The organism is Mucilaginibacter sp., from assembly GCF_028288225.1.
In the GTDB taxonomy this organism is placed as follows: domain Bacteria; phylum Bacteroidota; class Bacteroidia; order Sphingobacteriales; family Sphingobacteriaceae; genus Mucilaginibacter.
The window spans coordinates 151,866-178,638 of record NZ_JAQBOC010000080.1 but is presented as its reverse complement, the minus strand read 5'-3'; the positions used below and the strand labels follow the sequence as shown (position 1 = coordinate 178,638).

Sequence of the window (26,773 nt, the reverse complement as noted above, 5' to 3'; positions counted from 1 at the left end):
TTTTAATATAATAAAGGCTCCATTATTTGGTGTGATTAATGGGCGCAGGTACAGTTTCTATAAAGGGCACTTGTTTCCGCAGCATTTTTCCTGCGTACCCGGTTAAGTACAAATAGTAATCATTAGGGATATCATCTTCATAAGTAACAAAATGGCTTAAACCTACCGGCGGATTTTTGGACGCTTTAAGAATAGCTGTACCTTCATCAACCTCATCAAACATAGCTACATACAGCATATCTGCCCCTTTTTTTATGGCGCCGGTAACTTGTTTCCAGTAAAAATTTCCCCGGTTACGGGGAATTTGGTTTTGCGGGCTTCGCGGGTTCATATTGTGCCAGCTAAATCCCGGAAAAACTACGGGTACATAGTCGAGGTTATTAGCCCTGCACCAGGCTATATCATCGGCTATCCGGCTTTGAAATGCAGGATATGCGGCTTCATTAAATCGTCCTACAAACCAGGGATGGATGATATCTGCTTTCTTTAACAGATCATGCAGATGCGGGTCTTTTTCCGTATCGTTCCCAAAATCACGCCAGTAGGTTGGCACGCCAAGCAAAACAGCGCATCCGCCATAAACGGGATCGTTCTTTAAAAAATCGATGACCCTTTCTGCTTCTGCCAGGCCGTATTTGCGGTGGTCATTAAAGCCAATACCCCATACCGCAATAAGTGGTTTACCGTTGTGGTACAGCCAGGTTTGTTTGTTGCCGCGGTTGGTTAATTTCATACTATCAATCAAATGCTTCCAGTCTTTTATCACCAAAGAATCACCGCCGGCCCCCATGCCCGAAAGGTCATACATTAATGAAATTGCCCTGTGATATTTTTGTGCTGCTCTTAGAGCATTTCCTAATACTACATCGTTGTGATTACGGCCGCGGCCACGTTGTACGTCGGCAATAAAACGCTGCACAAACACCCCATCAATTCCATATTGCTGCATCCATTTAAAGTGGGTATCAACCGATGACTCGTCATACGGGCTATACAGGTAAGCATCACTGCCATCAGCCAATTTAAACGGGGATTTATATGTTTTTTTATACTCGCTTACATCGGGCCAAATATCAATATTGGTACTGCCGGGCTCAAATTTACCGTGCGACAGATAATGGTTCCAACCCCGGCCGGCGCCATCTTCGGGGGCATTGAACCAACCCTGGTAGCCTGCCATTACAAGGCCTTTATAACTTTTAAATGCAGATGTTTTGCTATGCTTTTGCTGTCCGTATCCGACAGCGCACAGTAGTAACAGCAGGATGCTAAAAACTTGTTTCTTCATCAGGATAATTTTTTTATGTTTTTTTAGATTAATTCGGATTCCTTTCGCCCTTTTTTAAAGCCGGGGAATAGCCGTTTGTATAGGGTATTGGTTCTAAAAGTTGTCCAATATTTCTCATCCGCGGATCGATATTCAAGGTTGATCCCTGCATTTTGTGCATAGCATGCACTTATTGCAGTAATACTACATAAAGCAGATAAAATAACCGGCCTTAGTAACCGGGCGACATTAATAAGCATCTATTAAATTATAATTGGATTATAATCCCAAAATTGCTCCTAAAGCTTAATGATCTATTAATATTTGATTAATTAGAAAAGAAAAGGACGGTTGTAACGAATTTATTGAGAAATTGAATTAAAGTCGCGGTTAAACAATAGCGTAAATGTTTATTCAATCTTAAGGCCACAGGAATTTTTCAGGTATCCGGTAATGGCTATTGTCTTTATTATAAAGTTAATTTCATGATGATAGTTAACTAATTACAAGCGGCAAACAGAAACTTTAAAATATTACAGGGTGGTGCAGGTGTGGGATTGCCAGTTCAAATTAATATCATCCGACAAACCGAAATTGCTTGAATTGGCCTGTTTATTGATGAATTAAAGATATGAAAAAGCAAACAATCCCCAATGAACCTGATGAAATGCCGGTTCCAAAACCCCAACCTGAGATCATGCCGCCAAACGATCCAAAAGAACCTCAAATTCCGCAGGAAGACCCGGAACAAATACCGCAGGAATTGCCACCGGATGCACCAAAACCAAATAAATATGAACCGGGACGAACTGAATAGATTCCTGGAAGCCCAGGAAAAGGATTACGCTACCGCACTGGCTGAGATCAGGAACGGCAGTAAGCGAAGTCACTGGATGTGGTATATTTTCCCGCAGGTCAAGGGTTTGGGTTTTAGCGGGACATCCAAATATTATGCGATAAATGATTTGGACGAAGCTGAAGCTTTTATGCAGCATGCCGTTTTAGGCCCGAGGCTTGTTGAAATTTGTGAAGCTTTACTCCAGCTGAAAAGCAATAATCCCAACAGTATTTTCGGCAGCCCTGACGATATGAAGCTAAGATCATCGATGACACTATTTGCAAGTTTGCCCAACCCTGATCCCATTTTCCAGGCTGTGCTCGATAAATATTTTAATGGGGAAAAGGACACTAAAACATTAAATCTTTTAAATCTATAAAATTAAAGACAACAGGAAACGAAGGAGAAGTCATCAATACCGGATTTTCAATATAGAATACCAGATATATTCACGGTGGATAATCGTTTGCCGGTTAACGTATCAACCTGGAAATGTTTCCCTATTTGACAGGTCTTAGCGCTATCATAAAAGTTAGCTGACGTTATTCTTTGCGATAACGCTCCAGTCATTGCTGCCATAACCCTTGTCGATCCAGCGATCCATTTCGTCAGCGATGGCCGGGATAACCGTTAACTGCGTATGGCCTTTGTTTGCTATGGCCAGCATCAATCCCACATCTTTGCGCGCCATATCCAGTTCCCATGAGGGCTGTTCAAAATTACCGCCTATTATCTTTTTCAACCTGGCGGGCATCGCAGCTGCAGGGTTCCAGGAATCGAACAAACCCAATAGCTCATCACCAGAAATACCAAGCGTTTTGGCTAGTGCCAGCGTATCAGAAATACCAGCTGTCAGCGTCAGCAGGAACAGGTTGCCGGTTAATTTCATGCCGGCTGCTTTTCCTTCAGCAGGCCCAAGGTTGATCAGCTTTCCGGTCATTTTGGATAGCTCAGGTCTGGCCTTTTCAATAACATCCTGATCGCCGGATACCAGCATAAACCCGGTACTTTCCAGCGCATTCGGCGGACCCATGAAAACCGGCGCATGTAAATAAGTATAACCTTTGGCTTTCCAGTTAGCTGTCCTTTCTTTCGCACCTTCAACCGAAGTTGTGGTATGGTCGTATATAACTGTACCTGGTGAAAATCCCGGGGCTGCCTTTTCCAGCACCTCATTTACTGTCGCATCATCTTTTAAGGTCAGGTGAATGATATCGGCTCCGTTAACAGCCTTGCTGACATCTTCAAACGCCTTCGCTCCATCACTTTCAAGCGCCCGGGCTTTAGCAGCCGTACGGTTCCATACCTGTACCTGCTCACCCCTGTGGAGCATGGCTTTGACAAAATTGGCGCCTAAAAGGCCCGTTCCTAAAAATGCTTTCATGTGTCTTGTTTTTATAATGAAGTAAAAATACTCATAAACCAGGCAAAGGCAAACTACTTAAACAATCATATTCACCTACCTATCAATAAATTTGATACGAGCCAAGTAAGGCGTTGTTTTTGGGGTTTATTTGCCGATACAGAACTCACTTATTATATGATTATAAGCAAGTTACAAGTTTTAAGTTACAAATCAGTAACAAAATTTTCAAGATAATTTTAACAGTATTTTATGTGGAAAATACTATTTAAATTGCGATAAATTTAATGAAAAGGAAAGACTGGATGATCGAAACCGTCTTCGGACATATCAAACAGAATCACAGGTTCCGGTGCTTTATAGCCCGCAATAAGGAAAAAGTAGCGATAGAATTGAATTTTTACTTTCAATAGCACAAATTCTAAGGAAAAAGCAGCCTGAAAAGGCCCTTTTTGACGCATTTTTACCCCAAACGTTTGGTGTTTAGATAATCCTTATAAAAGGAACTAAACTCATCAAACTAAAAGGCCGCACTTTTAATATTTGATACGGCCTCTTTTTCAAAATAACTAAACTCTATTTGGGTACTTCGGTTACTCTGCTTAATAACCCGAAGATAGTGTTTCTTGAAGGATTAATCAGATAGCCCTGCAGGCACCCCGCCTGAAATCTACAATTTGGTTTCCTGCGTTTGATTCATAAAGCAAATGGTTTGAAAACCAAAGATATCCGTGAAATGATAAATTGAACTTTACCTGCAGACTAACGCGCAACTGGCGAGGCATTCAAGATCAGCAGTGGATACGTCATAAATAATTCAATCAAAGTAATTTATTAAAAATATGGAAGAGGTTATATTTCTGATTACAAGGGCTGTGTTGTTTTCCTGTTCGATGACAATCATCTATATAGCCGCGATCCCCGAGAAGGAAACCCTGGACTCCCTGTGGTAGTATTGTGGTTTGGTTCAGGTTGCATTTTTGTATATAAACTTTATTAATAAGATTTAAAATGAATGATTTTATAGCGGCTCGTTCGCAAATGGCGGCTTCTTTAGGTTTTCACATTATATTTTCATGTATCGGTATGGTTATGCCTTTTTTTATGGCAGTCGCCCATTTTTTGTGGTTACGAACAGGTAACGTGATGTATCTGCATATTACTAAAGCCTGGAGTAAAGGCGTCGCTATATTCTTTGCCACCGGCGCTGTTTCGGGTACCGTTTTATCCTTTGAGTTGGGGCTGTTATGGCCACGGTTCATGAAGGAGGCTGGCCCGATCTTTGGCATGCCGTTTTCTTTGGAAGGAACTGCGTTTTTTATTGAGGCAATAGCCCTCGGGTTTTTCCTCTACGGTTGGGACCGTTTTAACCGTTGGTTCCATTGGATTACCGGTGTGGTGGTAGGGTTAAGCGGGATAATATCGGGAATTCTCGTGGTAGCAGCCAATAGCTGGATGAACAGCCCATCAGGTTTTAAATATATTAACGGAACGTTTTCTGATATTGATCCCATCAAAGCTATGTTCAATCCTGCATGGTTTTCCCAGGCGCTTCATATGACCATCGCGGCATTTGCAGCCACAGGGTTTGCCGTTTGCGGGGTACATGCCTTTCTCATCCTTCGGAAAAAAAACATAGCTTTTCACATGACCGCATACAAAATTTCTGTTGCCTTTGCGGTTACAGCAGCGTTTCTGCAACCACTGAGCGGAGACATTTCTGCAAAGTTCATTGCCAAAAATCAACCAGTAAAACTGGCTGCTATGGAGGCCTTATTTAAAACCGAGAAAAATGCTCCGCTGGTAATAGGTGGTATACCCGATGTAAAAAATGGTGAAGTCAATTATGCGGTAAAACTGCCCGGGGTACTAAGCTTCATGGCGAATGGTGATTTCAACTCAACGGTTGAAGGGTTGGATAAAACTCAGGTTGTGGATCAGCCACCTATAGCTATCACACATTATGCCTTTCAAATCATGGTTGCGCTCGGTATGGCGATGCTGGGTCTCGGCATACTCTACCTGTTCGCAAGGGTTTTTAAACAGGATTGGTTGGACAGCCGGTGGTTCCTGATTCTATTTGTTGCTGCGATACCTGCAGGTTTCATCGCGGTTGAAGCAGGATGGACAGTCACCGAGGTTGGCAGGCAACCCTGGATTATCAAAGGTATCATGAGAACCGCAGACGCGGTAACACCAATGCCGGGCATAGCTTATACATTTTGCCTTTTCACATTGATTTACCTGTCATTGTCGATCGCAGTAATTTTTCTGCTTAGCCGTCAAATCGCTATGGTTCCGGAATTATATGATACTACCAATTAAAACACAATAATATGATGCTTTACGTATTAATCGGATTTTTATGGTTTTCATTATTGATCTATCTGCTCATGGGAGGAGCAGATTTTGGAACAGGGATTCTGGAACTTTTCAGCGCAAAAGATAACAGGTCATCGCACAGGAAAACCTCCTATCAGGCAATAGGCCCGATCTGGGAAGCTAACCATATGTGGTTAATCATTGCCGTGGTTGTACTATTTGTAGGTTTTCCTGCGATCTACTCCACAGTATCCATCTACCTCCACATTCCATTATTAATTATGCTGATGGGGATCATTGCACGGGGAACGGCCTTTACCTTCCGGAATTATGATGCTGTAATAGACAAGATGCAGGGCATATACAATAAAATCTACGTTTATTCCAGTTTTATAACACCTTTGTTTTTGGGGATCATAGCGGGCAGTGTAGTTTCAGGTAAGATTGATACCCATACTACCGACTTCATGACAGCCTACATTTATGACTGGCTCGATCCATTCGCCTGCTCAGTTGGGCTTTTTACTACATCCCTTTGCAGCTTCCTGGCAGCCATTTACCTGATCGGAGAAATTAAGGATCCATTGACAAACCACAGATACAAGCGTATGGCGGCGATCACGAATATGGCCATGCTGATTTTTATGATCATCATTTTCGTTACTGCCTTTAAGGAAAAAATTCCCTTGACACAATGGTTGTTCGGCAATACGTTAAGTTTGTTTTGTGTTGGCCTGGCATCCATCTGTTTTGTCTTTATATGGACAAACATTTATAATCATAAAGTTGCCCGTATGCGTTTCTTTGCATCTGCCCTGGTAACACTTCTGCTGATAGCGGTCACTTACAGCCATTACCCCCACCTCGTTCTTTTAAAAGACCACGCAACACTTTCGCTTATAAAACACCAGGCTCCGGAAAGCACCGTTCATATGCTTGGTGTAGCGTTATTGATTGGCAGTCTTTTCATATTACCTGCATTATTCTATTTGGTTTACAGTTTTGGCACAAAAGAAAAAGTGCCTCATTGAATTCGCCAGCGTATATTATTTCAGAATCGCCGGTAACGCCTCCGCGTTCGATATGCAAAGGTGATTCATTGATTCTAAAAGAGTTAGAGCGGCCAATTAGGGTAAATTTGTTCGGAAACAGCCTCGGTACACTCATGGAGGCCCATTCCGGATAATGGCTAAAAGTTATTTTAAAGATTGATCATAAAATGCGGGAATTACAAATAATACAGACCAACACTATAAAGGATAACCGTTCGCTGGATGTTTATTTTAATGAGGTCAGTAAAATCCCATTGCTGACAGCAAATGAAGAAATCATCATCACCAGGCAGGTCGCCGATGGCAATAGTGCCGCTGTAACCCGCCTGATCAATGCAAACCTCCGTTTTGTTATCTCCGTAGCGAAACAATACCAAAACAGTGAGATCAGCCTGAATGATCTTATTAACGAAGGCAATATCGGGTTAATAATTGCTGCAAAAAAGTTTGATCCTACGAAAGGATTTAAGTTTATATCCTATGCCGTTTGGTGGATCCGGCAGGCCATTATCACTGCATTGAATGAGCAGACCCGGTTGATTCACCTTCCGTGTAATCAGATTACGGTGTTAAATCGCTACGTTCGCGAAAGTGCCCGTTTTGAACAGGGAGAAGGACGCAAGCCGTCCATCCGGGAGATCGCTGAAGTAATGGGTCTGGAGGTAGAAAATCTAGTCGATATTTTGAAAAACGCCACTGATAAAGTGATGCTTGACCGTCCGCTTGGGGGTGAAAGTAATTTTACCCTGCTTGATTTAATTTCCGCCAATGATCATTTTCCAGATGCGGATATCATAAAGGAGTCATTAAAGCAAGAAGTAGATCTTGCCATGTCCATACTCGAAAAACGAGAGAAAGATATACTTGTAATGTATTTCGGACTGAATTGCTTTATTCCCCGCCGATTGGAGGAAATTGCGGAGCAATTTATGTTATCCGTAGAACATGTTCGCCGTTTGAAAGATGCTGCCCTGATCAAGATAAGGTGCTCACGCGTGGCGCCAAGGTTAGCGTCCTACCTTGCCTGATAAATGGAGCATAACTCCATATGATATTTTATGTTACAGCAATTCTGTGGTTCTCCCGTTATTCCCATTGCAATTTTTCACTGATAAAGTCGATGAGATCAGCCGCCATGTTCTGATGCTCGGAGGAACTTGGGTGCCCCCTTGTTTCCTTGTATGGAAATATGAATGGCAATACTTTTGGATCATTCAGGATGTGGACGGCTTCATGCAGGTAGTCGACCCAGGGCGAACCTGGTTTAACCACATCCATGCTTCCCAGTGAACAAATCATGAAAGCATCCGGAAAGCAGTTCCGAATCTTATTGGTCAGTAAACAATAGGCTTTAATGAGCTCCCGCTTATCAGGAATTGAAGAACCGAACCATCTCCGGTAATCTTCGGAATCCCGATGGGAGATAATGAATGCGTCATTTTGCCATAAATTAATAACAACAAGGTCTGGCTGGCGTAAACCCGGATACTGGTTCTCATCGACAATTCCGGAAATCAAGTCCAGTATTGCCGGGGAACGCCGGCTTGCAGAAACACCAATACCACTAATAGCTGTACAAGCGTATTCCGCGTTAAATCTTCTGGCTGTTATTGCCGCGTAAGTATTATAGCCATCTTCGTACGCCGGAAGCCAGTTATCCTTGCGGTGTTGATCCTGAAGTGCATATCCGGTGCTGATGGAATCACCAATAGTCTCCATCGACCTTGCTTTTGCCATGATGTCAGGAAGTACCGGATCGGCATCATAAAGGGTAAAGTAAAAGAACAAGGATGTTCCTCTCACTGTTTCCGTACGCTTATATAATTCGATACAATTCATAATTTGATCCAGGCCTTCCGCTATTAAATAATCCCGCTTCCCTGATTCAAGATGCAGGATACTTGCTTCCTTTCCGTTGACCACAATCGTAAAATAATTATCCCCATGTTCGTCAGAGAAACATGCTGACAGGGCACGACCTGTAAAAGCGATCTTCACTGACGATCCGGTCCAGGTTAGCAGAGCAGCCTCTGCCGATCTGCGGATTCTACCGGAATATCTAATACCGGGATCATCGAACCGAATTGTCTGAATGGTGGTCATAACACGGCGATTTGATCAAATATCACCTATCAATGGTCACAAAATCCTTTTATATTCCAACGTACTGCTTTCGTTTTCAAACAATTTCCAGAATTTAGCGAGTAAGAAAAAATCACAGAGTGACGATCCTCTCTACAGCTCAAGTTAACAAAATTCATTATTGGCGACCGACCCCTTTATTAGCAAAAAGCCGATTTGATTTTTAAATAATATTGCTTGAAAATCAAAGCATTTTCTAAATGATTACAAGGAACTTAGTCTTCGTGGGAGCCGCATAATGTCTCCCTTATAATCTTCATCCTCAAGCGATGAATAAGATAATAATATGGAAACGGATACTGAAACAAAAAGCAATTGCTGCGCTACTTTTATAGCTCACCATCGACTCGGTCTGCTTCAGGAGGAACGATTCTTTAATGGCCTTTATTTTGGTTTGGGAAACCGCGAATCGATTCTGCATGGCAACGAGCCATACTGGGGCATAGTGTATTTGCAAGGTCCGGGTATTATGATTTTCGATTATTCATTTGGCAGGAGAAAAGAGGCAACAGATATGAAATTTCCCCGGTAATATAAATCCATAAAATATAGAAATCATGGAACCAACAATCAAAACCGCAATTAACCTGACCGAAGAAAAATTTCCTGGCGGGTCAAAACCAACGGTTCATAACAGATACCTTGCATTTATAAAAAGACAGCAAAAAAATCAGACGGCGTGGTTTATGCTTACGATGGTGTTACAGGGCATTCTTATTTTACCGGTGCCGGCAATTTTACTTTTCTATTATGATGCGCCGATTTACGTACTAATTATCACAATGCTAACCTATTTTCCTAACATAATTACAGCTATGACTGGATCGGGCCTACGCGTCACTCTCGCGATTTTTGCTTGCAGCCTGTTAATAAATTGGGGAATGCTGCTTTGCTATATCCTTTGAATTAAATATAAGGATGGGCAATATTGGATATTCTATGCGGCGACGGTCAAAGGAAATGGATGTTGCTTTCAGTTTTCAAAACTCACAACGAGGACTTAAAAAAAAATCGGGAAAGGTGCCGCCAAAGGTGCCTTAACTAATTTTAATACCTCATACCGCCATGTTTCCAACTTTCTTAAAACTGAATACAAAACGGACGATATAAGTATTATAACCCGTGATCTTGAATTTGTAAAAAAATTATATAACTGGTTCAGCACAGTTAAAAGTTTGAATCATAATTCAACGCTAAAGAGATAGATCCGTTAAAGGTTATAACCTCAAATAGATATCCGATTCCATTTGCAGGATGCCGGAATCCTGCGATCTTTTACAATACTATATTTCATGACCCCAAAACAGTTTTACTTGCTGCTGCCTATACTTTTCTGAGGGAGTAGCGGGAGAAGGGTAAGGCAATACGGCGACTGGTACCCTTTATTTAGCAAAAAGCCCATTTGATTTCTAAATAATATTGCTTGAAAATCAAAGCATACCCTACGTGATTACAAGGAACTTTGTCTTCGTGGGAGCCGCATAGCTTCTCCCTTATAATCTTCATCCTAATGTGATGAATAAGATAATAGTATGGAAACGGGTACCGAAACAAAAAGCAATTGCTGCGCTACTTTTATAGCGCACCATCGACTCGGTCTGCTTCAGGAGGAACGATTCTTTAATGGCCTTTATTTTGGTTTGGGAAACCGCGAATCGATTCTGCGTGGCAACGAGCCATACTGGGGCATAATGTATTTGCAAGGTCCGGGTGTTATGATTTTCGATTATTCATTTGGCAGGAGAGAAAAGTCAGCAGACTTGGTGAAGCTTAAAAAGACTGAAGTAACTGAAAACTGCCACAAATCAGTACAGTGATTGAATAAATCATCAACTGGGGCCAAAATTATTTATTTGTGCACTAAAAACTTTAGGTTATGGAAATCAAAGGAAAATTGACCGCAAATGCATTGGTCAGGGAATTAGGGGATGGTAAACTGGTAACCAATTTTACAATCGTCATGAATGAAAAGGACTACACAAAGAACGGTAAACGCAAAAAAACAACCACCTATGTGAAGTGTAATTATTGGTTCAATCCGGGAGTGGCCGAGTTTCTCAATGAAGGGATCCTGGTGGAATTAATGGGGCATATGGGCGCGGGTTCATGGGTTAATAAAGATGGCGTCGCAAAGGCCAATTTGACCTTCAAAACGTCAAATATCAAAATCTTAAACATTTAAGGAAAAAACGAAAGAGCCAATATCTGAGTTACGTAAGCACTCAAGCGCTGTGTCTTTAAGTCTCCGCGTTTGCGCAACTGAACGGTTAATTCTTTTGGCAATTTCCTCAGCTACCATAGGCTCCAGGGTGGTTAAAGGTCGGATTATAAAAATAGTGTCGTCACAATTGTTGAAAATCAGTCGAATTTATGGTGATGCTATATTATTCCCGTATTTTAATGCTCGATGACAAGTGTTGAAGGTATTGGTCAAAAGCGCAAAAAACTTTCTTAAAAGGGCCGGCGTCCTTTTCGCGGATAGCTTTTTCGCTACTATTCAGGGCCGGATAGATTATGAAAACTGCTGAGGCTGCAGGTTTAGCATTTTGAATTCTGGGAGTGATGCATAGGATAAGGGTCAACTCAATTCGGATTTTGCGGAGTTTAAGAACATTCTTTTCATTGCAAATTATAATGGTGATCGGCAATAGAAACCAGTGATTTTTTGTGAGTCACGAGAATAACCGTTTTAGTGCCTTTCCAGGAAGAAAGTAAATTAAGAAGATTTCTTTCGGCGTCTATGTCTAATCCTTCTGTAGGTTCATCCATTAACAGAACCGGGGGATCTTTCAATATAATTCTTGCCAGGGCGATCATCCTGGCCTGTCCACCTGAAATATTCTTTCCTGATTCACCGGCTTGTTTTTTCAAAAAATCCGGGTTTTGTTCCAGGGTTGGACCGAAACCGGCCCGGGCGGCAGCATTAAAAACATCAGTGTCGACTGCATCTGGTTTCGCTAATGCTATATTATCGAACAAACTCACATTAAAAATTGTCGCTTGCTGTTCCATATACCCGATGTTATCAATAAGTTCGTCAGGATCAATTTCAAATAAAGACTTACCCCCAATAAAGATGTCTCCGTGCTCCGTCATTTTTAAACCACATAAAACGTCCAGCAATGTAGTTTTACCGCAGCCGTTACAACCCGTCACCGCTGTAATAGAGCAAGCGGGAAATCTCAAAGTTAAGTTTGTAAAAATGTTGCGCGAACCATAAAAGGCGGATATGTCATCGATTTGAATATCCGAATCATGAGGAAATGGCAGTTTTCCCATTTCCTCATTCGCATGGTTATTATTTTTCCATTCATTTAGACTATTGCCACACCACGTGGTCCTTGAAAACTGGTGAGCTAGAGCCGGGAAGGGTAAAAGCCCCTCGAAAAGCGTAATCAAACTTATCACAATCAAAACAAGCAGCGACCCGCTGATATTGTCGATATGGCGAAAAATAATCAGTATAGAAACAATTAATCCCGCCTGCAAAATAATTTGCTGTGCAAATTGCCAAAAAGCTAAAGTCTTTTTGGATTTACTCTGGAGGTGCTGTTCTAAATTTATTTCCTGGATGATGAGTTTTCGTTTTGAGTCGAGTAACCCGAATTGACGTAAATCTGCAAAGCCTCTTAACATTCCGATCAAATCCGTATGAGATTGCCGTTTGATGAACAAACTTTCCTCTTCCTGTGATTTGCTGCTCTTGTAAGTTAGGAAAGGGATAATAAAACCTGAAATAAGGAAAACCCCTGATAAGACCCAGAGCATGACAGGAAGTACAACTATAAAAAATATGGCTGCCAGCAAAAACAAAATTCCCGCTGAAATCCAGGGAAGTACCATTCCCAGGTAAAAATGGTCCAGCTCCTCGATATCGTTAACCAGGCCATTTAATAATTGAGCCGATCTAAATTTGGCCAACTCAGCTTTCTTAAGTTGTGCTATTTTATCAAAGAGCCATTCTCTTGAAGAACTTGATTTATTCAATGTTACTTTATGGGTGTATATTTTTTCCGCGTACCTGTTGAGTGGCTTAAACAGGGCCAGAAAGCGAATACATGCGCTTGGTAAAAAAATATTGTAGCCTTGCACCCCAAGAACACCTAACCCAGTTAGCGCAGTAGCAGTAATAAACCATGCCGAGCTGCAAACAAGAAGCAAACCAGCAACAAGAGACAATATTGCCATCAAAATACCGATTAGCTGGCCCTTGGTTAATCTCTTATAAATAACAGGAATGTTTGTCAGCATTTCTCAAAGTTTAATTTCCCGATACCCCTGCAAAGCCTGGTACGCTTCACCATGCCCGGTTATGATAATCGTCCTTTGCGGACTTATGTTGTTTAAAATCGAGATAAAAGATATAACACTTGCCGGATCAAGATGCGTGAACGGCTCGTCCAAAATAATTATCGGGGACCTTTTGACCAATGCCCTGGCCAAAGCTATTTTTTGTCGTTCACCTCCAGAAATTGACTTGCCATCTTCAGCAACCCGGGTATCGAGCCCGTCCGGTAACCTTTCTAAAAACGAAATAAGGGAAACGGGCCCCAGAACCCGGCAAAAAAGGTCTTTGTCCGGTAATGAACGACCCATTAAAATGTTAGAACGGATCGTACCCTGAAAGATGCTTGTTTGCTGATTGATCAAAGATATCTCATTAAACAGTTCTGCTTCACCGATTTTGTCAAGTAAACGATCGCCAATAAGAATTTGGCCGCTGCAAGGAACCTGCCAACCTAAAATCAATTCAATCAGCGTAGTTTTTCCCGATCCATTGGCGCCGGAGATTTTAATTTTCTCGCAAGGCCTTATCAATAAGTTAAAAGAACTAAAAAGGTCCGGCCCGCCGGGGTAAGCAAAATTGACGTCTTTGAAGATAATTGGCGCCGCCTGGTATCCATCAGGTTGCATTTCACCGCTGAGGGGCGTTTCCTCATAGTTGCCTTTGTTAACTTCTTCTTTTAAAATAGGGGCCTGAAAAAACCCCCATTCCTGCAAACTGATAACTGCCCCTAAAGCCTGGGCCCGGTCATGATAAAAATTCCCCAGCGTTTTTAACGCTATAAAAAACTCGGGGATCAACAGCAGAATAATCAAACCATTTTTTAAAGAAGTACCACCGTCAGGTCCATAATGAATATAATGAATCATGTTCAGACCAATAAATACAGCGCACCCGGCAATAATTACCGCACTAAAGAACTCGAGTACGGCCGATGACAGAAAAGCCAGCTTTAAAACATCAATAACCGAACGACCATATGCGCTGGAGAAGATGCGGACTTGATCTGACTGCTTTTTTAATTGATTAAACAGGTATAGTGTTGTTATACCCTGCAACCGGTCAAAAAAATAAGATCCCATCTGTGAAAGATACTCCCATTGTTCCCTGCTTTTAACTTCAGTTCCCCTTCCAATGATCATCATGAATAATGGAATGGCTGGTGCGCAGAGCAGAACCAGTAATGCACAAACCCAATTGATGGTTGCCAGGTAAATCAGGACGGACAAAGGGGCAATAACACATAACAACATTTGCGGAATGTACCTGGTAAAATAAGGTGATATCACTTCAGTTTTATTCAGGAAGCTTAACGAGATACCTGCAGAATATTGATTTCTAAATTTGGCGATATACCCTTTATGAATATCTTTCATTATCGCCGACCGTATACCAATAGTTACTTTTTCTGTTAGTTCCGCGGCCTTTAAATCACTTAAATAATTAAATAAGGCCCTGACTATTGCCCACAAACCCAGCCAGGCTAATGACCGGTAGCTATCCATGGCGCCTGATTTTTTTAAGGCTAAACTGCTTACCAATTGAGCAATTATTATTAATTGTAAATTGAATGCAAGAATCCCCCCAAATCTTAAGACGGTTATTGCCCAAATTTCCTTCTTCCACAAGCCCCGAAGCGATTTTAAAAGATCAGCCGCTTTTTTGGATGTTGCTTTATCAGCGTATGAAATGGATGATATCATATTGAAAAATAATGAAGTGGTTAATTTTTATATCTAAAACAGGCAATCAAAAACGCGACAATGAAAATAAGGATTGACAGTTGCGCGACAGTGTCCCCCTCGAATCCGAGTACAAGGAAAAAAAATAAGACACCGGCTATCGAAATGATTATCCGCCAGGGCCATGATAAAGTGAGTTGCTTTATAAACAAGTCCTTATGGTCACTCAGTTTGACCGGCTTTAATGCAACATCTTCAGCACGTAAAACAGGTTCGTAGTTGTTCCCATTTACCTTCCCTTTAAACACTGAATAGGAGTATATCAAATAACAAAGGATTATGGGAATGATAACAAATGAACTGATCAATAAAATTCTGTTTCCGTAAGCCGGGGAGCCCGCATCAAAAATCGTAAGACCGGGTGGAATGATATAGGGCCAGAACCCGGATACGAGGTACAAGGCGGAAACCACAGTCATCAGCATATTAAGAAAGAATGGGATCCGATCCCTACTGGAATTAATGGTCAAATAAATCCCCGCCATTATCGCTAAGGTCAGGACATACCAAATGACAGATGCGGCCGATAAAATGCTGCGAATTCCAAAGACTCCATACCGGGGCGTGAATATACCCCAATAAAACCGGCCCCAAATAATAACAACAAATAACAAAACCAGGATGACTACAATGCGCCTGACATATATTTTAAACCCGCGCTGAAGCGATCCGCTTGTTTTCAGGTTCAGCCACGTAGCCCCGATTAGTGCATAAGTAACTATTAACGTAAAGCCTATCAAAATAGTAAAAGGGCTGATAAAACTAAAGGCAGTGTTCGCATAGTTGAAATTTTTATCGGTTTTAATCCCTTCCATCAAATTGCCCAGTATGATGCCCTGGCAAAAGGCAGCCAAAATCGATCCCAAAGCAAAAGTGATATCCCACGAGGTTTTTCTTGTGGCAGACATAAAGCGAAATTCCATGGCTACCCCCCTTAAAATCAAGGAGAGCAGCATCAGGATCAAGGGTATATACAGCGCCGGCAGCAGCACACTATAAGCCCTTGGAAATCCTCCGAATAATCCTACTCCCATTAAAATCAGCCAGGTTTCATTTCCATCCCAAACAGGCGTAATCGAATCCACTATCGTATCCCGCTGATTTTCCTTCAGGACAAAAGGAATGAGTATTCCGACGCCCAGATCGAACCCGTCAAAGATGGTATACATTACCGCAGAAAAGCATATGATCAATGCCCATAATACATGAATATCCATATTCAATTTATTTAATAGATAATTTAATGGTTTCCGGTAATCCGGAAATGAAGTTGTCTTTCTTGCGTTCGCCTGTCTTAATGGTGTCGTGGATGGTTTCAGGTCCTTTTTTTACTATTTTACAAACGAATATGATATAAGCAGCTAATAGAACAGCATATACTATCAAAAATAGCCCAAAGGAAAAAATCACCTGAAAATTACTTAACGACGAGGAAGCCTCGGTGGTTCGGAGCAAACCATAGATAACATAAGGTTGTCTGCCTGTTTCCGACGTGATCCATCCGGCCATCGTAGCGATCACACCGGCAGGCGTCATCCATAAGCTAAGTTTTAAAAACCATCTTTTTGTGAACAGTTTGCCGGTAAAACGTAAAGCAATACTCGTTAAAGCGACAAAAAACATTAAGATGGCTATTAAAAACATTATTCTGAAAAAATAAAAGGTCATCGCCATATTTGGCTGCTCCTTTGGAGGAGTCCTTTTCAAGCCGGCCACAGTTCCATGAAGGCTATGGTCGACCAGGACACTTCCCAGGTAAGGTATCCCTATTTGCGTCTTGTTTCTTTGGTTTTTAGCGTCCGGATTGATGAAGAGCAGGTATGGCGCAGTTGGCGTATCATCCCAAAAACCTTCCAAAGCTTGTGTTTTTGCGGGCTGATAAACAGACATTTTTCCATAGAGCGTGTCGCCTACCCATAGTTGAACGGGAATTAAAATAGTTATCACCCCCAGTGCAATTGAATAACAGGTGCGGGCAAATCCCGTGTATTTCCCCTTTAGCAGATACCAGGCTGAAATGCCGGCAACGAAAAAGCTTGCGGCAAACATAGAAGCCAATAACATATGAGGGTATCTTATATAAAAAGATGGATTAAATAAGGCGTGCCACCACTCAACGATAAAAAACTGTCCGTTACTTACCTTAAAACCAGCCGGTGTATGCAGCCATGAATTTGCGCCAAGTATCCACGTTGCGGAAATCAGTGTACCTAATGCTACCATCAGGGTGGCAAAAAAGTGGACCTTTTTATTCACCCGGTTCCAGCCCAGTAGCATGATCCCTAAAAAACCGGCCTCCAGAAAGAAAGCAGTCATTACCTCAAGTCCGATAATACTCCCCAGCACCGGTCCGGCAGCGTAAGAGAATTTAGACCAGTTAAGGCCAAATTGAAAGGACATAAAAATGCCGGTAACCACCCCAACCGAAAAGTTTAGCGCAAAAATTGAAGCCCAGAATTTATAAATTCTAAAGTAATCAGCTTTTCCGGTTTTCAGATAAAGCCCGTGGATCAGGACCAGAAACCACGCCAGCCCAATAGAAAGTGCCGGAAACATGATGTGATAACACGCGGTAAATCCGAATTGAAACCGAGATAAAAGTTCCGCAAAGTTGTTCATATTTTTAATGGATTAGTGTCTATTAATTTATTTGTAATCCGCATTTCGCGGTCTCATAATTTGCTTTTAAATGATTTTATATAATGCTTTTATAATCAACAAAATATAAGTTTTACCTATTTCTTGATTCTAGTCATGTTTCGCTACACCTCTTTGTTTTAGATAGTATCAGCGTGTTTTAGTCAAATCTCAGCTCAGTTTTGCGGCTGAGTTTTAAAAAACTCCCCGTCTGCTTTGATCATTACCTCTGTACTTATGTCAAAAGGATCAGTGGCTCCGACACCAAAATCAACCCTGTTGATTACCCCGGTTAATTGAAAACCCGCCTTAGTTTTTTGGGGTATCGCATCGTCTACAGTGCCCCGGTACCATAAATCCATTGTAACAGATTTGGTAACACCGCGCATAGTTAAATCGCCAGTGATCCTGAACCTGTCCTTCATGCCTGTAGTATTCACTATTGAAGTGGATTTAAAGGTCATGGTGGGATACTTAGCCACGTTAAAGAAATCAGGGCTCCTTAAATGCTCGTCCCGCATTTTGACCTCGGTATTGATAGATGCCACATCCGTAGAAAGTTCAAATACCGCATCGCTGAAATCCGGTTTCGAAGAGGTGACGGTTGCATCGAATTTTTGAAATAAACCAAAAATGGACGAAAATCCCCTATGTGTAACTGTAAATGTCAGCTTGGAATGGTCTGGGTCATCTTTCCATTTGGTAGTCTGGGCAAATGAGTAGCCAGCCGAAATTAAAACGAATAAAATAGCAAGTAATTTTTTCATGATTTTGTATTTTGAGTCCATTAATCTATATCCTTTTCCAGTTGACCCAGGTTGAGCTATTTAATTGGCCTTGACTGTTTCCGTGTAATGGTCTATCAATTTTTTAATACGCGGATTTAATATAAAACCGGTCGGGATGGAAATTAAACAGCCATGAATAAAATCAGGTCTCCACATGATGAAAAATTCACTGTCAATTTTGTGATGGGTCCATAAAATTCCGAAACTAAGTATCGCAGTTGTGGCGATAGATACCAAAATGACAAATGCTGGTGCCGCTTGTTTTTGTGTGAGTCTCATGTTTCTAAAAGTTGACTTTTTCAATGTTCCACGTTTAACATAGCTATCGTGAGAAACTTAACCAACATTTGCAAAAAGGATACCATGTAGCTAAAATGATATTACGCAGGCAGTTATATGTTTTTTTGGATATTTTTTATTGTTGGTATTTCGAAAATTTACGATAGGGATACCATGAAAATCGCAAAAACAGCAGTTCACAGCGTTGATCAGTGCGCTGGATGATAGGCCTTTGTTGTAAAAAAGAAATTTTTGATTCTGGAATTAATTTAATTTGCTAAATTCACATAACATAGGTTATTTTGATCGCAATTTATGGCACTATATCACTAATGGTTATCGCACCTATATTTTTATAAAGAGACTTTTTTTTACCTGCCATTATCCACGCTGTAACATTTTCAAATAAGTAAAGTAATGAGAAAGCTATTTACAGCCGTTATGTTATTATTTACCCTCTATTTAAATGCGAAGGCCCAAAACGCCTCTTCAGCTGATTCCACACGGCAATTACTTTTCGATCTGAAAAAAACAACAAGCAGTAGCGAACGTCTTAAAATATTAATAAAACTCGGTGGCTACTACCTCTATAAATTGGGAGAATTTAAAAGCGACCTGGATAGCGCAGATCTGTTTCTAAACCAGGCAAGTACACTAGGTGCTACGCTGAAATCCTCTAAAATTCAAAATAAGGTTTCGTTCCTGAAGGCTGAAGTGCTTTTTGAAAGGGGAGACCAGCCGAAAGCCCGGACTGCTTATTTGCAGGCAATTGATAACTATATGCGATCCGGCGGGAAGGAAGAAGCAGCGCAGGCCTGGATCTCAATAGCGGTTAGGACAATGTATTCGGAGGATAGTACGGTAATGCGGGGACTACATGGCTTTGAACACGCGCTAAATATCTACACAGAACTCCATAATAAAGAAAAAGAAGCCGATGTGCTTAAATATATCGGTGATGAGCTTTTACGGCAGGGAAAATTGGATGAGGCCGAAAATGAATTATTGAAGGCACTAAGCATTTACAAATCGATCGGCTACAAAAAGCTGCATTACACTTATGATCTCCTCGCCTCGATAAGTAATGTAAAAGGCAATTTTAACAAAGCATTATATTATTCGCTCGAAATGATCAAAAGCGTGCAGGCTACCAGTGATACTGCCCAGGCATATGTTTTATATTTGAAAGTAGGAGCTGTTTACAAAAATTTGAACGAAGATGAAAAAAGTAAATATTGGATAAAAAGGGCTATGATTAACGGCGCTAAGGACCCGGAGTTGTTTTATAGCATCAACAATTCCCTTATATCCCTGATGATAAAGGAAGGCAAAAAAAAAGAGGCGCTGGAATTTCTGCTAAAGCTCATCAAAAAACGGCCGCCGACTGCTGATTGGGAGAAACTAAAGGTAGCAACAAAACTCGGCGAATGCTATAGCCTACTGGGGAAAGACGATCTGGCAGAAAAATACTATCAGCAGGCGGTTGCCATTGCAGAAAGGGAATCAAGGAAATATGATGGACTAATAGCGTATAAGAGAATGGCCGACTTTTATTTTTCCCGTAAACGGTATATCCCGGCTGGTATTTATTTGCACAAAGTGCTGGCTGTCCCACGAGGGATCGGCGAAGTGGAAACGATAAGAGATACTTATCTAAAGCTATTTAAAACGGATTCTGTAACAGGCAATTACCTTTCAGCAATCAAAAACTATCAGCGATATAAATCATTGACCGATTCCATTTTTACGGTCGCCAAGGCTAAGCAGATAGCTGAACTGCAATTGCAATATGAAAAAGATCAGAAAGTGCAGCAGCTTGAAAACAAAGGTAAGTTGCAACAGGTCAAATTACAGCACGCCGGCACTGTACGGAATTTTACCATTGCAGGCGCCGGCCTGCTTTTCTTATCCCTGGTACTGGGCTACCGGCGCTATCGCCAGAAACAACATAACAACCGGTTGCTGCAAGCACAACAGCAGGAGATCAGCCTGATTAATCAAAGCCTTCAGGTTACAGTCGCAGAGAAGGACAGCCTGCTGATCGAAAAAGATTGGTTGCTTAGGGAAGTAAACCACCGTGTAAAAAATAATTTGCACATGGTTATCAGCCTTTTGGAATCGCAGGCTATGTACCTGGAAAACGATGCATTAAAGGCGATGGAAACCAGCAAGCACCGGATCTTCTCCATGTCATTGATCCATCAAAAACTCTACCAGTCCGACGATGTAAAAACGATTGATATGTCTGTATGTCTTCCTGAATTGGTCAATTATCTTCGCGATAGTTTTGATGCAGGAAAATACATTCATTTTAGCCTTGAAGTCGACCCGGTCCAACTCAGCGTATCGCAGGCTATTCCCCTGGCATTAGTCTTAAATGAAGCCATCACCAATTCCGTTAAATATGCATTCCCCGGTAACAGACGGGGAGAGATCAGCATCAAAATGCGGCAAACTAATGAAAATATTGAACTTATAATTAGGGATAATGGTATTGGAATGGTAAAAGCTACTGAAGACACCGATATTGATTCCCTTGGTTTAAAACTAATGAGAGGACTTATCGAAGAGATCAGCGGTCAAATACAGTTTGAAAATAAAAATGGGACGATAATCAGGATTACCTTTAAGATTGACCTCCTGGTTGAAAAATCACCCATTTTGAATTAATCAGAAAAGTATTCCTATGAACGGGAAAATATTAATTGTTGAAGGTCAATTTATTGAGGCAAATAATCTGCAGAATTAATTTAATTTGCTAAATTCACATAACATAGGCTATTATTCTGATCGCAAGAATTTATGGCACTATATCACTAATGGTTATCGCACCAATTAGCAGTCATGATCAAAAAATTATCCTTGGGCCTGGTGATCTTTTTGAATTGCTTTTTTTGTTTTAAAGCAGGTGCACAAACTACAGCGTTTCATAAGCCATCTGAATACAAAACCTCCTGGCAGCGCCTGCTTTTGCAGCTTAGCGCGTCATTTTATACGGCGGCGAAGGAAAACCAGGTCGACCTGGACAGCAGCCTGATCTATTGCGCCCATTCTCTTGGGCTGAGCCGACTGTCGGTGATTGCTGAAGGGATAAACGCCCCCGACCTGACCGGGCAGTTAAAATGGATAGATAAAAGAGATCCCAAAAACGGAATGCGAATGTTGTCAGCCGCTTCAGGGAAAAAACATCTTGAATTGTTAGTGTTCCTGGGTGCCTATTACGCCTTCGAGCCGGATAACTACCATCGTTATAAAGACAGCGTTTTATATTTTTTGAACAAGGCCATCAGCGAAAGTAAAACGCAGCACGAACAGCGGTTGGGCAGGCAGGCGCGTTTGCTTATTGGTAAGATGTATGTTGATGGTTACGATTTTCAGCATGGCGACCCCATCTTTGATCAGCTGATAAAAGACTGCCAGGCAGCAAGTGATCACATAACCGAGGCAAAAGTATGGTTTTACCGGGGCCTGTACACCGGTTTTATACCAGTCACTACTTCCAAACGGATAACTTATCTGCAGCAGGCCCAAAAGCTTTATCATCAGCAAAACAACACTGAAGGCGAAATAAGCGCGCTAACGGATATCAGCTACCTGAACGTACCCATTTATCAATTGGATAAGGCCCATAAAGCTTCACTCGAAGCGCTCGGCCTGGCCGAATCCATCCACTTTCCCTTTATACACTACAATACTGATGCAGTGGCCATGATAACCACTTTTGAAGGCAAGTTTGGGGAACCCTTGCGATATGCGCTTGAAACGGTACGTGTAGCTGAGGCCGCACGTGACAGTATTGGATTGGGCGGTTTTTACGGCCGTGTTGGGGTATTATATGCTACTGAAGACCCAACTCATCAAGAAGCTCGAAAATGGTTAGAGAAAGCAATATATACGATGATAAGGACTGGCAACGACAATGTTTTATATCTAACTGTGGCCAACCTGATTTATTCTCTTAACGCGAAGGGGAATCTAAATAAAGCCTGGAATATCCTTCTTGAAGTTTCAAAAAAAATGCCTCCGAAAACGCCTGTTGATAAATTAAATTACAATATGGCCTATTCATGGTGTTATATCATGGCTAAAAACTATGACATGGCCGAAAAATATTTGGTTAGGGCTGATAGTATAGAGCAGCAACTGGAAAAGAATGGATATAGTTTCCAACGCGCGGCTGTTACTGAAGGGCTTGGAGATTTATATTTTTTTAAAGGCGATTATGGTAAGGCTCGTATTAATTATGAGCGATACCTCTCAGACCCCTCACGTGCAGGCACAGGATTATCGAGTGAGCTTTATGCGTTAGAGAAATTGATCAGGATCGACTCGATACAAAGAGACAATGCATCAGCTGTGCGTCACTTTAAATTGTACAAAAAATTAGCTGACTCCAATTATGTCATTTCAAAAACAAGGCAGGCAGAGGAACTACAGGTTAAATATGCGACCGAAGAAAAGGAAAGCCAGATAGCATTACTGAACCAAAATGCAAAACTGGAAAAGGTCAATTTAAATAAAGTCAGGTTAATAAAAAATGTAACCATAGGTGGTATTGTTTTGGTGGTGATCATCGCCGGGTTGCTTTACCGGCAAAGCAGGCTCACGAAAAAGAGTAACCAGGTCATCACTCATAAAAGCGAGTTACTGAAGCGTTTGCTGACCGAAAAAGAGTGGCTACTAAAGGAAGTAAACCACCGTGTAAAAAATAATTTGCATATGGTGATCAGCCTTTTGGAATCACAGGCTATGTACCTGGAAAACGATGCATTAGAGGCAATGGAAACCAGCAAGCACCGAATCTTCTCCATGTCATTGATCCATCAAAAACTGTATCAGTCAGACGACGTGAAAACAATTGATATGTCCGTATATCTTCCTGAATTGGTCAATTACCTTCGCGATAGTTTTGATGCAGGAAAATACATTCATTTTAGCATTGAAGTTGACCCGGTTCAACTCAGTATAGCGCAGGCCATCCCCCTGGCATTAGTTTTAAATGAAGCCATAACCAATTCCATTAAATATGCATTCCCCGGTAACAGACGGGGAGAGATCAGCATCAAAATGCGGCAAACATGTGAAAATATTGAACTTATAATTAGGGATAATGGTGTTGGAATGGTAATGGCCAGGGAAGACACCGATCTTAATTCCCTTGGTTTAAAACTAATGAGGGGACTTATCGAAGAGATCAGCGGCCAAATACAGTTTGAAAATAACAATGGGACGGTAATCAGGATTACCTTTAAGATTGACCTCATGGTTGAAAAATCACCCATTTTGAATTAATCAGAAAAGTATTCCTATGAACGGGAAATATTAATTGTTGAAGACCAATTTATTGAGGCAAATAACCTGCAGATGATCCCGGAAAGAGCGGGTACCATATATGCCACATCGCCTTTTCTGTTCCTGATGCTTTTTAAAAAAGAAATTTTGATTCGGAAATTAATTTAATTTGGTAAATTCACATAACATAGGCTATTCTGATCGCAAGAATTTATGGCACTATATCATTAACGGTTATCGCACCAGATATCCACCTAATTAGCAGTCATGATCAAAAAATTATCCTTGGGCCTGGTGATCTTTTTGAATTGCTTTTTTTGTTTTAAAGCAAGTGCACAAACTGTTGCGTTTCATAAGCCATCCGAATACAAAACCTCCTGGCAGCGCCTGCTGTTGCAGCTTAGCGCATCATTTTATACGGCGGCGAAGGAAAGCGAGGTCGACCTGGACAGCAGCCTTATCTATTGCGCCCATTCTCTTGGGCTGAGCCGGCTGCCGGTGATTGCCGAAGCGATAGACACCGCCGATCTGGCCGGTCAGTTAAAATGGATAGATAAAAGAGATCCCAAAAACGGCATGCGAATGTTGTCAGCCGCCTCAGGTAAAAAACATCTTGAATTGTTAGTGTTCCTGGGCGCTTATTACGCCTTCGAGCCGGATAGTTACCATCGGTATAAAGGCAGCGTTTTATATTTTTTGAACAGGGCCATCAGCGAAAGTAAGGCGCTGCACGAACAGCAATTGGGCCGGCAGGCACGTTTGCTTATCGGTAAGATGTATGCTGGTGGCTACGATTTTCAGCACGGTGACCCCATCTTTGATCAGCTGGCAAAAGACTGCCAGGCGGCAGGTGATCACATAACCGAGGCAAAAGTATGGTTTTACAGGGGCCTGTACACCGGCTTTACACCAGTCACCGCTCCCAAACGGATAGCTTATCTGCAGCAGGCCCGGCAGCTTTATCACCAGCAAAACAATACCGAAGGCGAAATAAGTGCGCTAACGGATATCAGCTACCTGAACGTACCCATTTATCAATTGGACAAGGCCCGTAAAGCTTCGCTCGAGGCACTCAGCCTGGCCCAATCGATCCGCTTTCCTTTCATACACTATAATACCGATGCGGTGGACATGATAACCACATTTGAAGGGAAGTTTGGGGAGCCATTACGATATGCGCTTGAAACAGTACGTGTAGCTGAGGGAGTGCATGATAGTATTGGATTGGGCGGTTTTTACGGCCGTATTGGGCAATTATATTATGATGAAGATCCAAAGCATGAAGAAGTTAAAAAATGGTTAGAGAAAGCGGTATATACGATGATGAGGGCGGGCAACGACAATTTATTATATCTAAACCTTAATAGCCTGGTCATTTCTCTTATCGCTTCAGATCATCCCGATAAAGCCTGGAATATCCTTCTTGAGGTTTCAAAAAAAATGCCGCCGAAAACGATCTCAGATAAACTATTTTATAATATGGCCTATGCCTCGTGTTATATCTCGTTTAAAAACTATAACATGGCCGAAAAATATGTGGTTACTGCTGATAGTATGGAGAAACAATTGGAGAAAAATGGCTATAGTTTCAGACGCGCGCTTGTTATTGAGAAGTTTGGAGATTTATATTTTTTAAAAGGCGATTATGATAAGGCCCGCATCTTTTATGAGCGATTCCTCTCAGACCCTTCACATGGAAGCGGAGGATTAGGGAATGAGCTTGACGTATTAAGCACTTTGATCAACATGGACTCCATGCAAAGAGACAATACATCAGGGGTGCATCACTTAAGTCTGTACAAAAAATTAGCTGACTCCAATTATGTCATTTCAAAAACAAAGCAGGCAGAGGAATTGCAGGTTAAATACGCGACCGAAGAAAAGGAAGGCCAGATAGCATTACTGAACCAAAATGCAAAACTGGAAAAGGCCAATTTAAATAAAGCCAGGTTAATAAAAAATGTAACCATAGGTGGTATTGTTTTGGTGGCGATCATCGCCGGGTTGCTTTACCGGCAAAGCAGGCTGAGACAAAGGAACAATAAAACAATTACCGGCCAAAACGAGCTGATCACCCATAAAAATGAGCTGTTGCAGAAACTGGTTGCCGAAAAAGACTGGTTGCTTAAGGAAATAAACCACCGCGTAAAAAATAATTTGCATATGGTTATCAGCCTTTTGGAATCGCAGGCTATGTACCTGGAAAACGATGCATTAAAGGCAATGGAAACCAGCAAGCACCGGATCTTCTCCATGTCATTGATCCATCAAAAACTCTACCAGTCAGACGATGTGAAAACGATTGATATGTCCATATATCTTCCTGAATTGGTCAATTACCTTCGCGATAGTTTTGATACAGGAAGATACATTCATTTTAACCTTGAAGTTGATCCGGTTCAACTCAGTATAGCGCAGGCCATTCCCCTGGCATTAGTTTTAAATGAAGCGATCACAAATTCCGTTAAATATGCATTCCCTGGTAACAGACTGGGGGAGATCAGCATCAGAATGCGGCAAATAGATGAAAATATTGAACTGATAATTATGGATAATGGTGTTGGAATGGGAAAAGCTGCAAAATGCCCCGATCCTGATTCCCTTGGTTTAAAACTAATGAGAGGACTTGTCGACGAAATCAGCGGCCAAATACAGTTTGAAAATAACAGTGGGACGGTAATCACGATTACCTTTGAGATTGACCTACTGGTTGAAAAATCACCCGTTTTGAATTGATAAGAAAAGTATTCCTATGAACGGGCAAAT

At 41.5% G+C, this 26,773-nt stretch carries 21 protein-coding genes; 11 read left to right on the top strand and 10 right to left on the bottom strand.

The genetic code is table 11. The features are described from left to right. Positions 1-22: 22 nt before the first annotated feature. Complete coding sequence (locus JWQ54_RS24345) at positions 23-1,288, bottom strand: glycoside hydrolase family 71/99-like protein (RefSeq protein WP_299590278.1); 1,266 nt, start codon at positions 1,286-1,288, stop codon at positions 23-25. A 610-nt stretch (positions 1,289-1,898) separates the two neighbouring features. Here JWQ54_RS24345 and JWQ54_RS24340 point away from each other — a divergent pair. Both JWQ54_RS24340 and JWQ54_RS24335 read left to right on the top strand, forming a co-directional pair. After that, positions 1,899-2,084 carry a hypothetical protein gene (locus tag JWQ54_RS24340; protein WP_299590276.1) on the top strand — a complete coding sequence of 62 codons (186 nt, stop codon included), beginning with the start codon at positions 1,899-1,901 and terminating at the stop codon, positions 2,082-2,084. Next, the gene (locus JWQ54_RS24335; RefSeq protein ID WP_299590274.1) at positions 2,062-2,484 is read left to right on the top strand and encodes a DUF1810 domain-containing protein; all 423 of its coding nucleotides are present in this window, start codon (positions 2,062-2,064) and stop codon (positions 2,482-2,484) included. Before JWQ54_RS24340 ends, JWQ54_RS24335 begins: the two co-directional genes overlap by 23 nt. A 153-nt stretch (positions 2,485-2,637) precedes the next feature. Here the strand turns inward: JWQ54_RS24335 and JWQ54_RS24330 are convergent, their stop codons facing one another. Further along, positions 2,638-3,489 (bottom strand): NAD(P)-dependent oxidoreductase, encoded by an 852-nt coding sequence (locus tag JWQ54_RS24330; RefSeq protein WP_299590272.1) that lies wholly within the window; start codon positions 3,487-3,489, stop codon positions 2,638-2,640. Positions 3,490-3,752: 263 nt separating this feature from the next. Then, positions 3,753-3,929 (bottom strand): hypothetical protein, encoded by a 177-nt coding sequence (locus JWQ54_RS24325; protein WP_299590271.1) that lies wholly within the window; start codon positions 3,927-3,929, stop codon positions 3,753-3,755. A gap of 550 nt (positions 3,930-4,479) precedes the next feature. Here JWQ54_RS24325 and JWQ54_RS24320 point away from each other — a divergent pair. The 3 genes from JWQ54_RS24320 (at position 4,480) to JWQ54_RS24310 (ending at position 7,870) form a co-directional block, all read left to right on the top strand. Beyond that, positions 4,480-5,793, top strand: a complete 1,314-nt coding sequence (locus tag JWQ54_RS24320) for a cytochrome ubiquinol oxidase subunit I (RefSeq protein WP_299590270.1) — start codon at positions 4,480-4,482, stop codon at positions 5,791-5,793. An 11-nt stretch (positions 5,794-5,804) separates the two neighbouring features. After that, entirely contained in the window at positions 5,805-6,821 is a 1,017-nt protein-coding gene (locus tag JWQ54_RS24315) for a cytochrome d ubiquinol oxidase subunit II (RefSeq protein WP_367187133.1), read from the top strand. 188 nt (positions 6,822-7,009) lie between these two features. Further along, complete coding sequence (locus tag JWQ54_RS24310; protein WP_299590269.1) at positions 7,010-7,870, top strand: sigma-70 family RNA polymerase sigma factor; 861 nt, start codon at positions 7,010-7,012, stop codon at positions 7,868-7,870. 58 nt (positions 7,871-7,928) lie between these two features. On the opposite strand, the gene JWQ54_RS24305 is transcribed toward JWQ54_RS24310, so the two are convergent. Next, on the bottom strand, positions 7,929-8,945 hold the full coding sequence (locus tag JWQ54_RS24305) for a hypothetical protein (RefSeq protein ID WP_299590268.1): 1,017 nt from the start codon (positions 8,943-8,945) through the stop codon (positions 7,929-7,931). Between the two features lie 325 nt (positions 8,946-9,270). Here JWQ54_RS24305 and JWQ54_RS24300 point away from each other — a divergent pair, with 325 nt between their 5' ends. The 3 genes from JWQ54_RS24300 (at position 9,271) to JWQ54_RS24290 (ending at position 11,166) form a co-directional block, all read left to right on the top strand. Next, positions 9,271-9,516, top strand: a complete 246-nt coding sequence (locus JWQ54_RS24300; protein WP_299590267.1) for a hypothetical protein — start codon at positions 9,271-9,273, stop codon at positions 9,514-9,516. Between the two features lie 1,000 nt (positions 9,517-10,516). Then, on the top strand, positions 10,517-10,801 hold the full coding sequence (locus JWQ54_RS24295) for a hypothetical protein (protein ID WP_299590266.1): 285 nt from the start codon (positions 10,517-10,519) through the stop codon (positions 10,799-10,801). Positions 10,802-10,860: 59 nt separating this feature from the next. Continuing rightward, positions 10,861-11,166 carry a single-stranded DNA-binding protein gene (locus JWQ54_RS24290; protein ID WP_299590264.1) on the top strand — a complete coding sequence of 102 codons (306 nt, stop codon included), beginning with the start codon at positions 10,861-10,863 and terminating at the stop codon, positions 11,164-11,166. A 437-nt stretch (positions 11,167-11,603) separates the two neighbouring features. Here JWQ54_RS24290 and JWQ54_RS24285 read toward each other — a convergent pair whose 3' ends face one another. The 6 genes from JWQ54_RS24285 to JWQ54_RS29260 all read right to left on the bottom strand — a co-directional run bounded on the left by JWQ54_RS24285 (position 11,604) and on the right by JWQ54_RS29260 (position 18,715). After that, positions 11,604-13,235 (bottom strand): amino acid ABC transporter ATP-binding/permease protein, encoded by a 1,632-nt coding sequence (locus JWQ54_RS24285; RefSeq protein ID WP_299590262.1) that lies wholly within the window; start codon positions 13,233-13,235, stop codon positions 11,604-11,606. Positions 13,236-13,238: 3 nt separating this feature from the next. Further along, positions 13,239-14,972 (bottom strand): ABC transporter ATP-binding protein/permease, encoded by a 1,734-nt coding sequence (locus JWQ54_RS24280; protein WP_299590260.1) that lies wholly within the window; start codon positions 14,970-14,972, stop codon positions 13,239-13,241. Positions 14,973-14,992: 20 nt separating this feature from the next. Further along, on the bottom strand, positions 14,993-16,228 hold the full coding sequence (gene cydB, locus JWQ54_RS24275) for a cytochrome d ubiquinol oxidase subunit II (protein WP_299590258.1): 1,236 nt from the start codon (positions 16,226-16,228) through the stop codon (positions 14,993-14,995). Positions 16,229-16,235: 7 nt separating this feature from the next. Continuing rightward, positions 16,236-17,630, bottom strand: a complete 1,395-nt coding sequence (locus tag JWQ54_RS24270) for a cytochrome ubiquinol oxidase subunit I (RefSeq protein WP_299590256.1) — start codon at positions 17,628-17,630, stop codon at positions 16,236-16,238. A gap of 194 nt (positions 17,631-17,824) precedes the next feature. Continuing rightward, the gene (locus JWQ54_RS24265; protein ID WP_299590254.1) at positions 17,825-18,415 is read right to left on the bottom strand and encodes a YceI family protein; all 591 of its coding nucleotides are present in this window, start codon (positions 18,413-18,415) and stop codon (positions 17,825-17,827) included. A 60-nt stretch (positions 18,416-18,475) separates the two neighbouring features. Further along, complete coding sequence (locus JWQ54_RS29260) at positions 18,476-18,715, bottom strand: DUF2798 domain-containing protein (protein ID WP_367187136.1); 240 nt, start codon at positions 18,713-18,715, stop codon at positions 18,476-18,478. Positions 18,716-19,132: 417 nt separating this feature from the next. On the opposite strand from JWQ54_RS29260, the gene JWQ54_RS24260 reads away from it, so the two are divergent. From JWQ54_RS24260 to JWQ54_RS24250, 3 genes are all read left to right on the top strand, one after another. Beyond that, on the top strand, positions 19,133-21,385 hold the full coding sequence (locus JWQ54_RS24260; RefSeq protein ID WP_299590252.1) for a histidine kinase dimerization/phosphoacceptor domain -containing protein: 2,253 nt from the start codon (positions 19,133-19,135) through the stop codon (positions 21,383-21,385). Positions 21,386-21,559: 174 nt separating this feature from the next. Next, the gene (locus tag JWQ54_RS24255; RefSeq protein ID WP_299590251.1) at positions 21,560-24,007 is read left to right on the top strand and encodes a histidine kinase dimerization/phosphoacceptor domain -containing protein; all 2,448 of its coding nucleotides are present in this window, start codon (positions 21,560-21,562) and stop codon (positions 24,005-24,007) included. Positions 24,008-24,274: 267 nt separating this feature from the next. Next, complete coding sequence (locus tag JWQ54_RS24250; RefSeq protein ID WP_299590249.1) at positions 24,275-26,743, top strand: sensor histidine kinase; 2,469 nt, start codon at positions 24,275-24,277, stop codon at positions 26,741-26,743. Positions 26,744-26,773 lie beyond the last annotated feature (30 nt).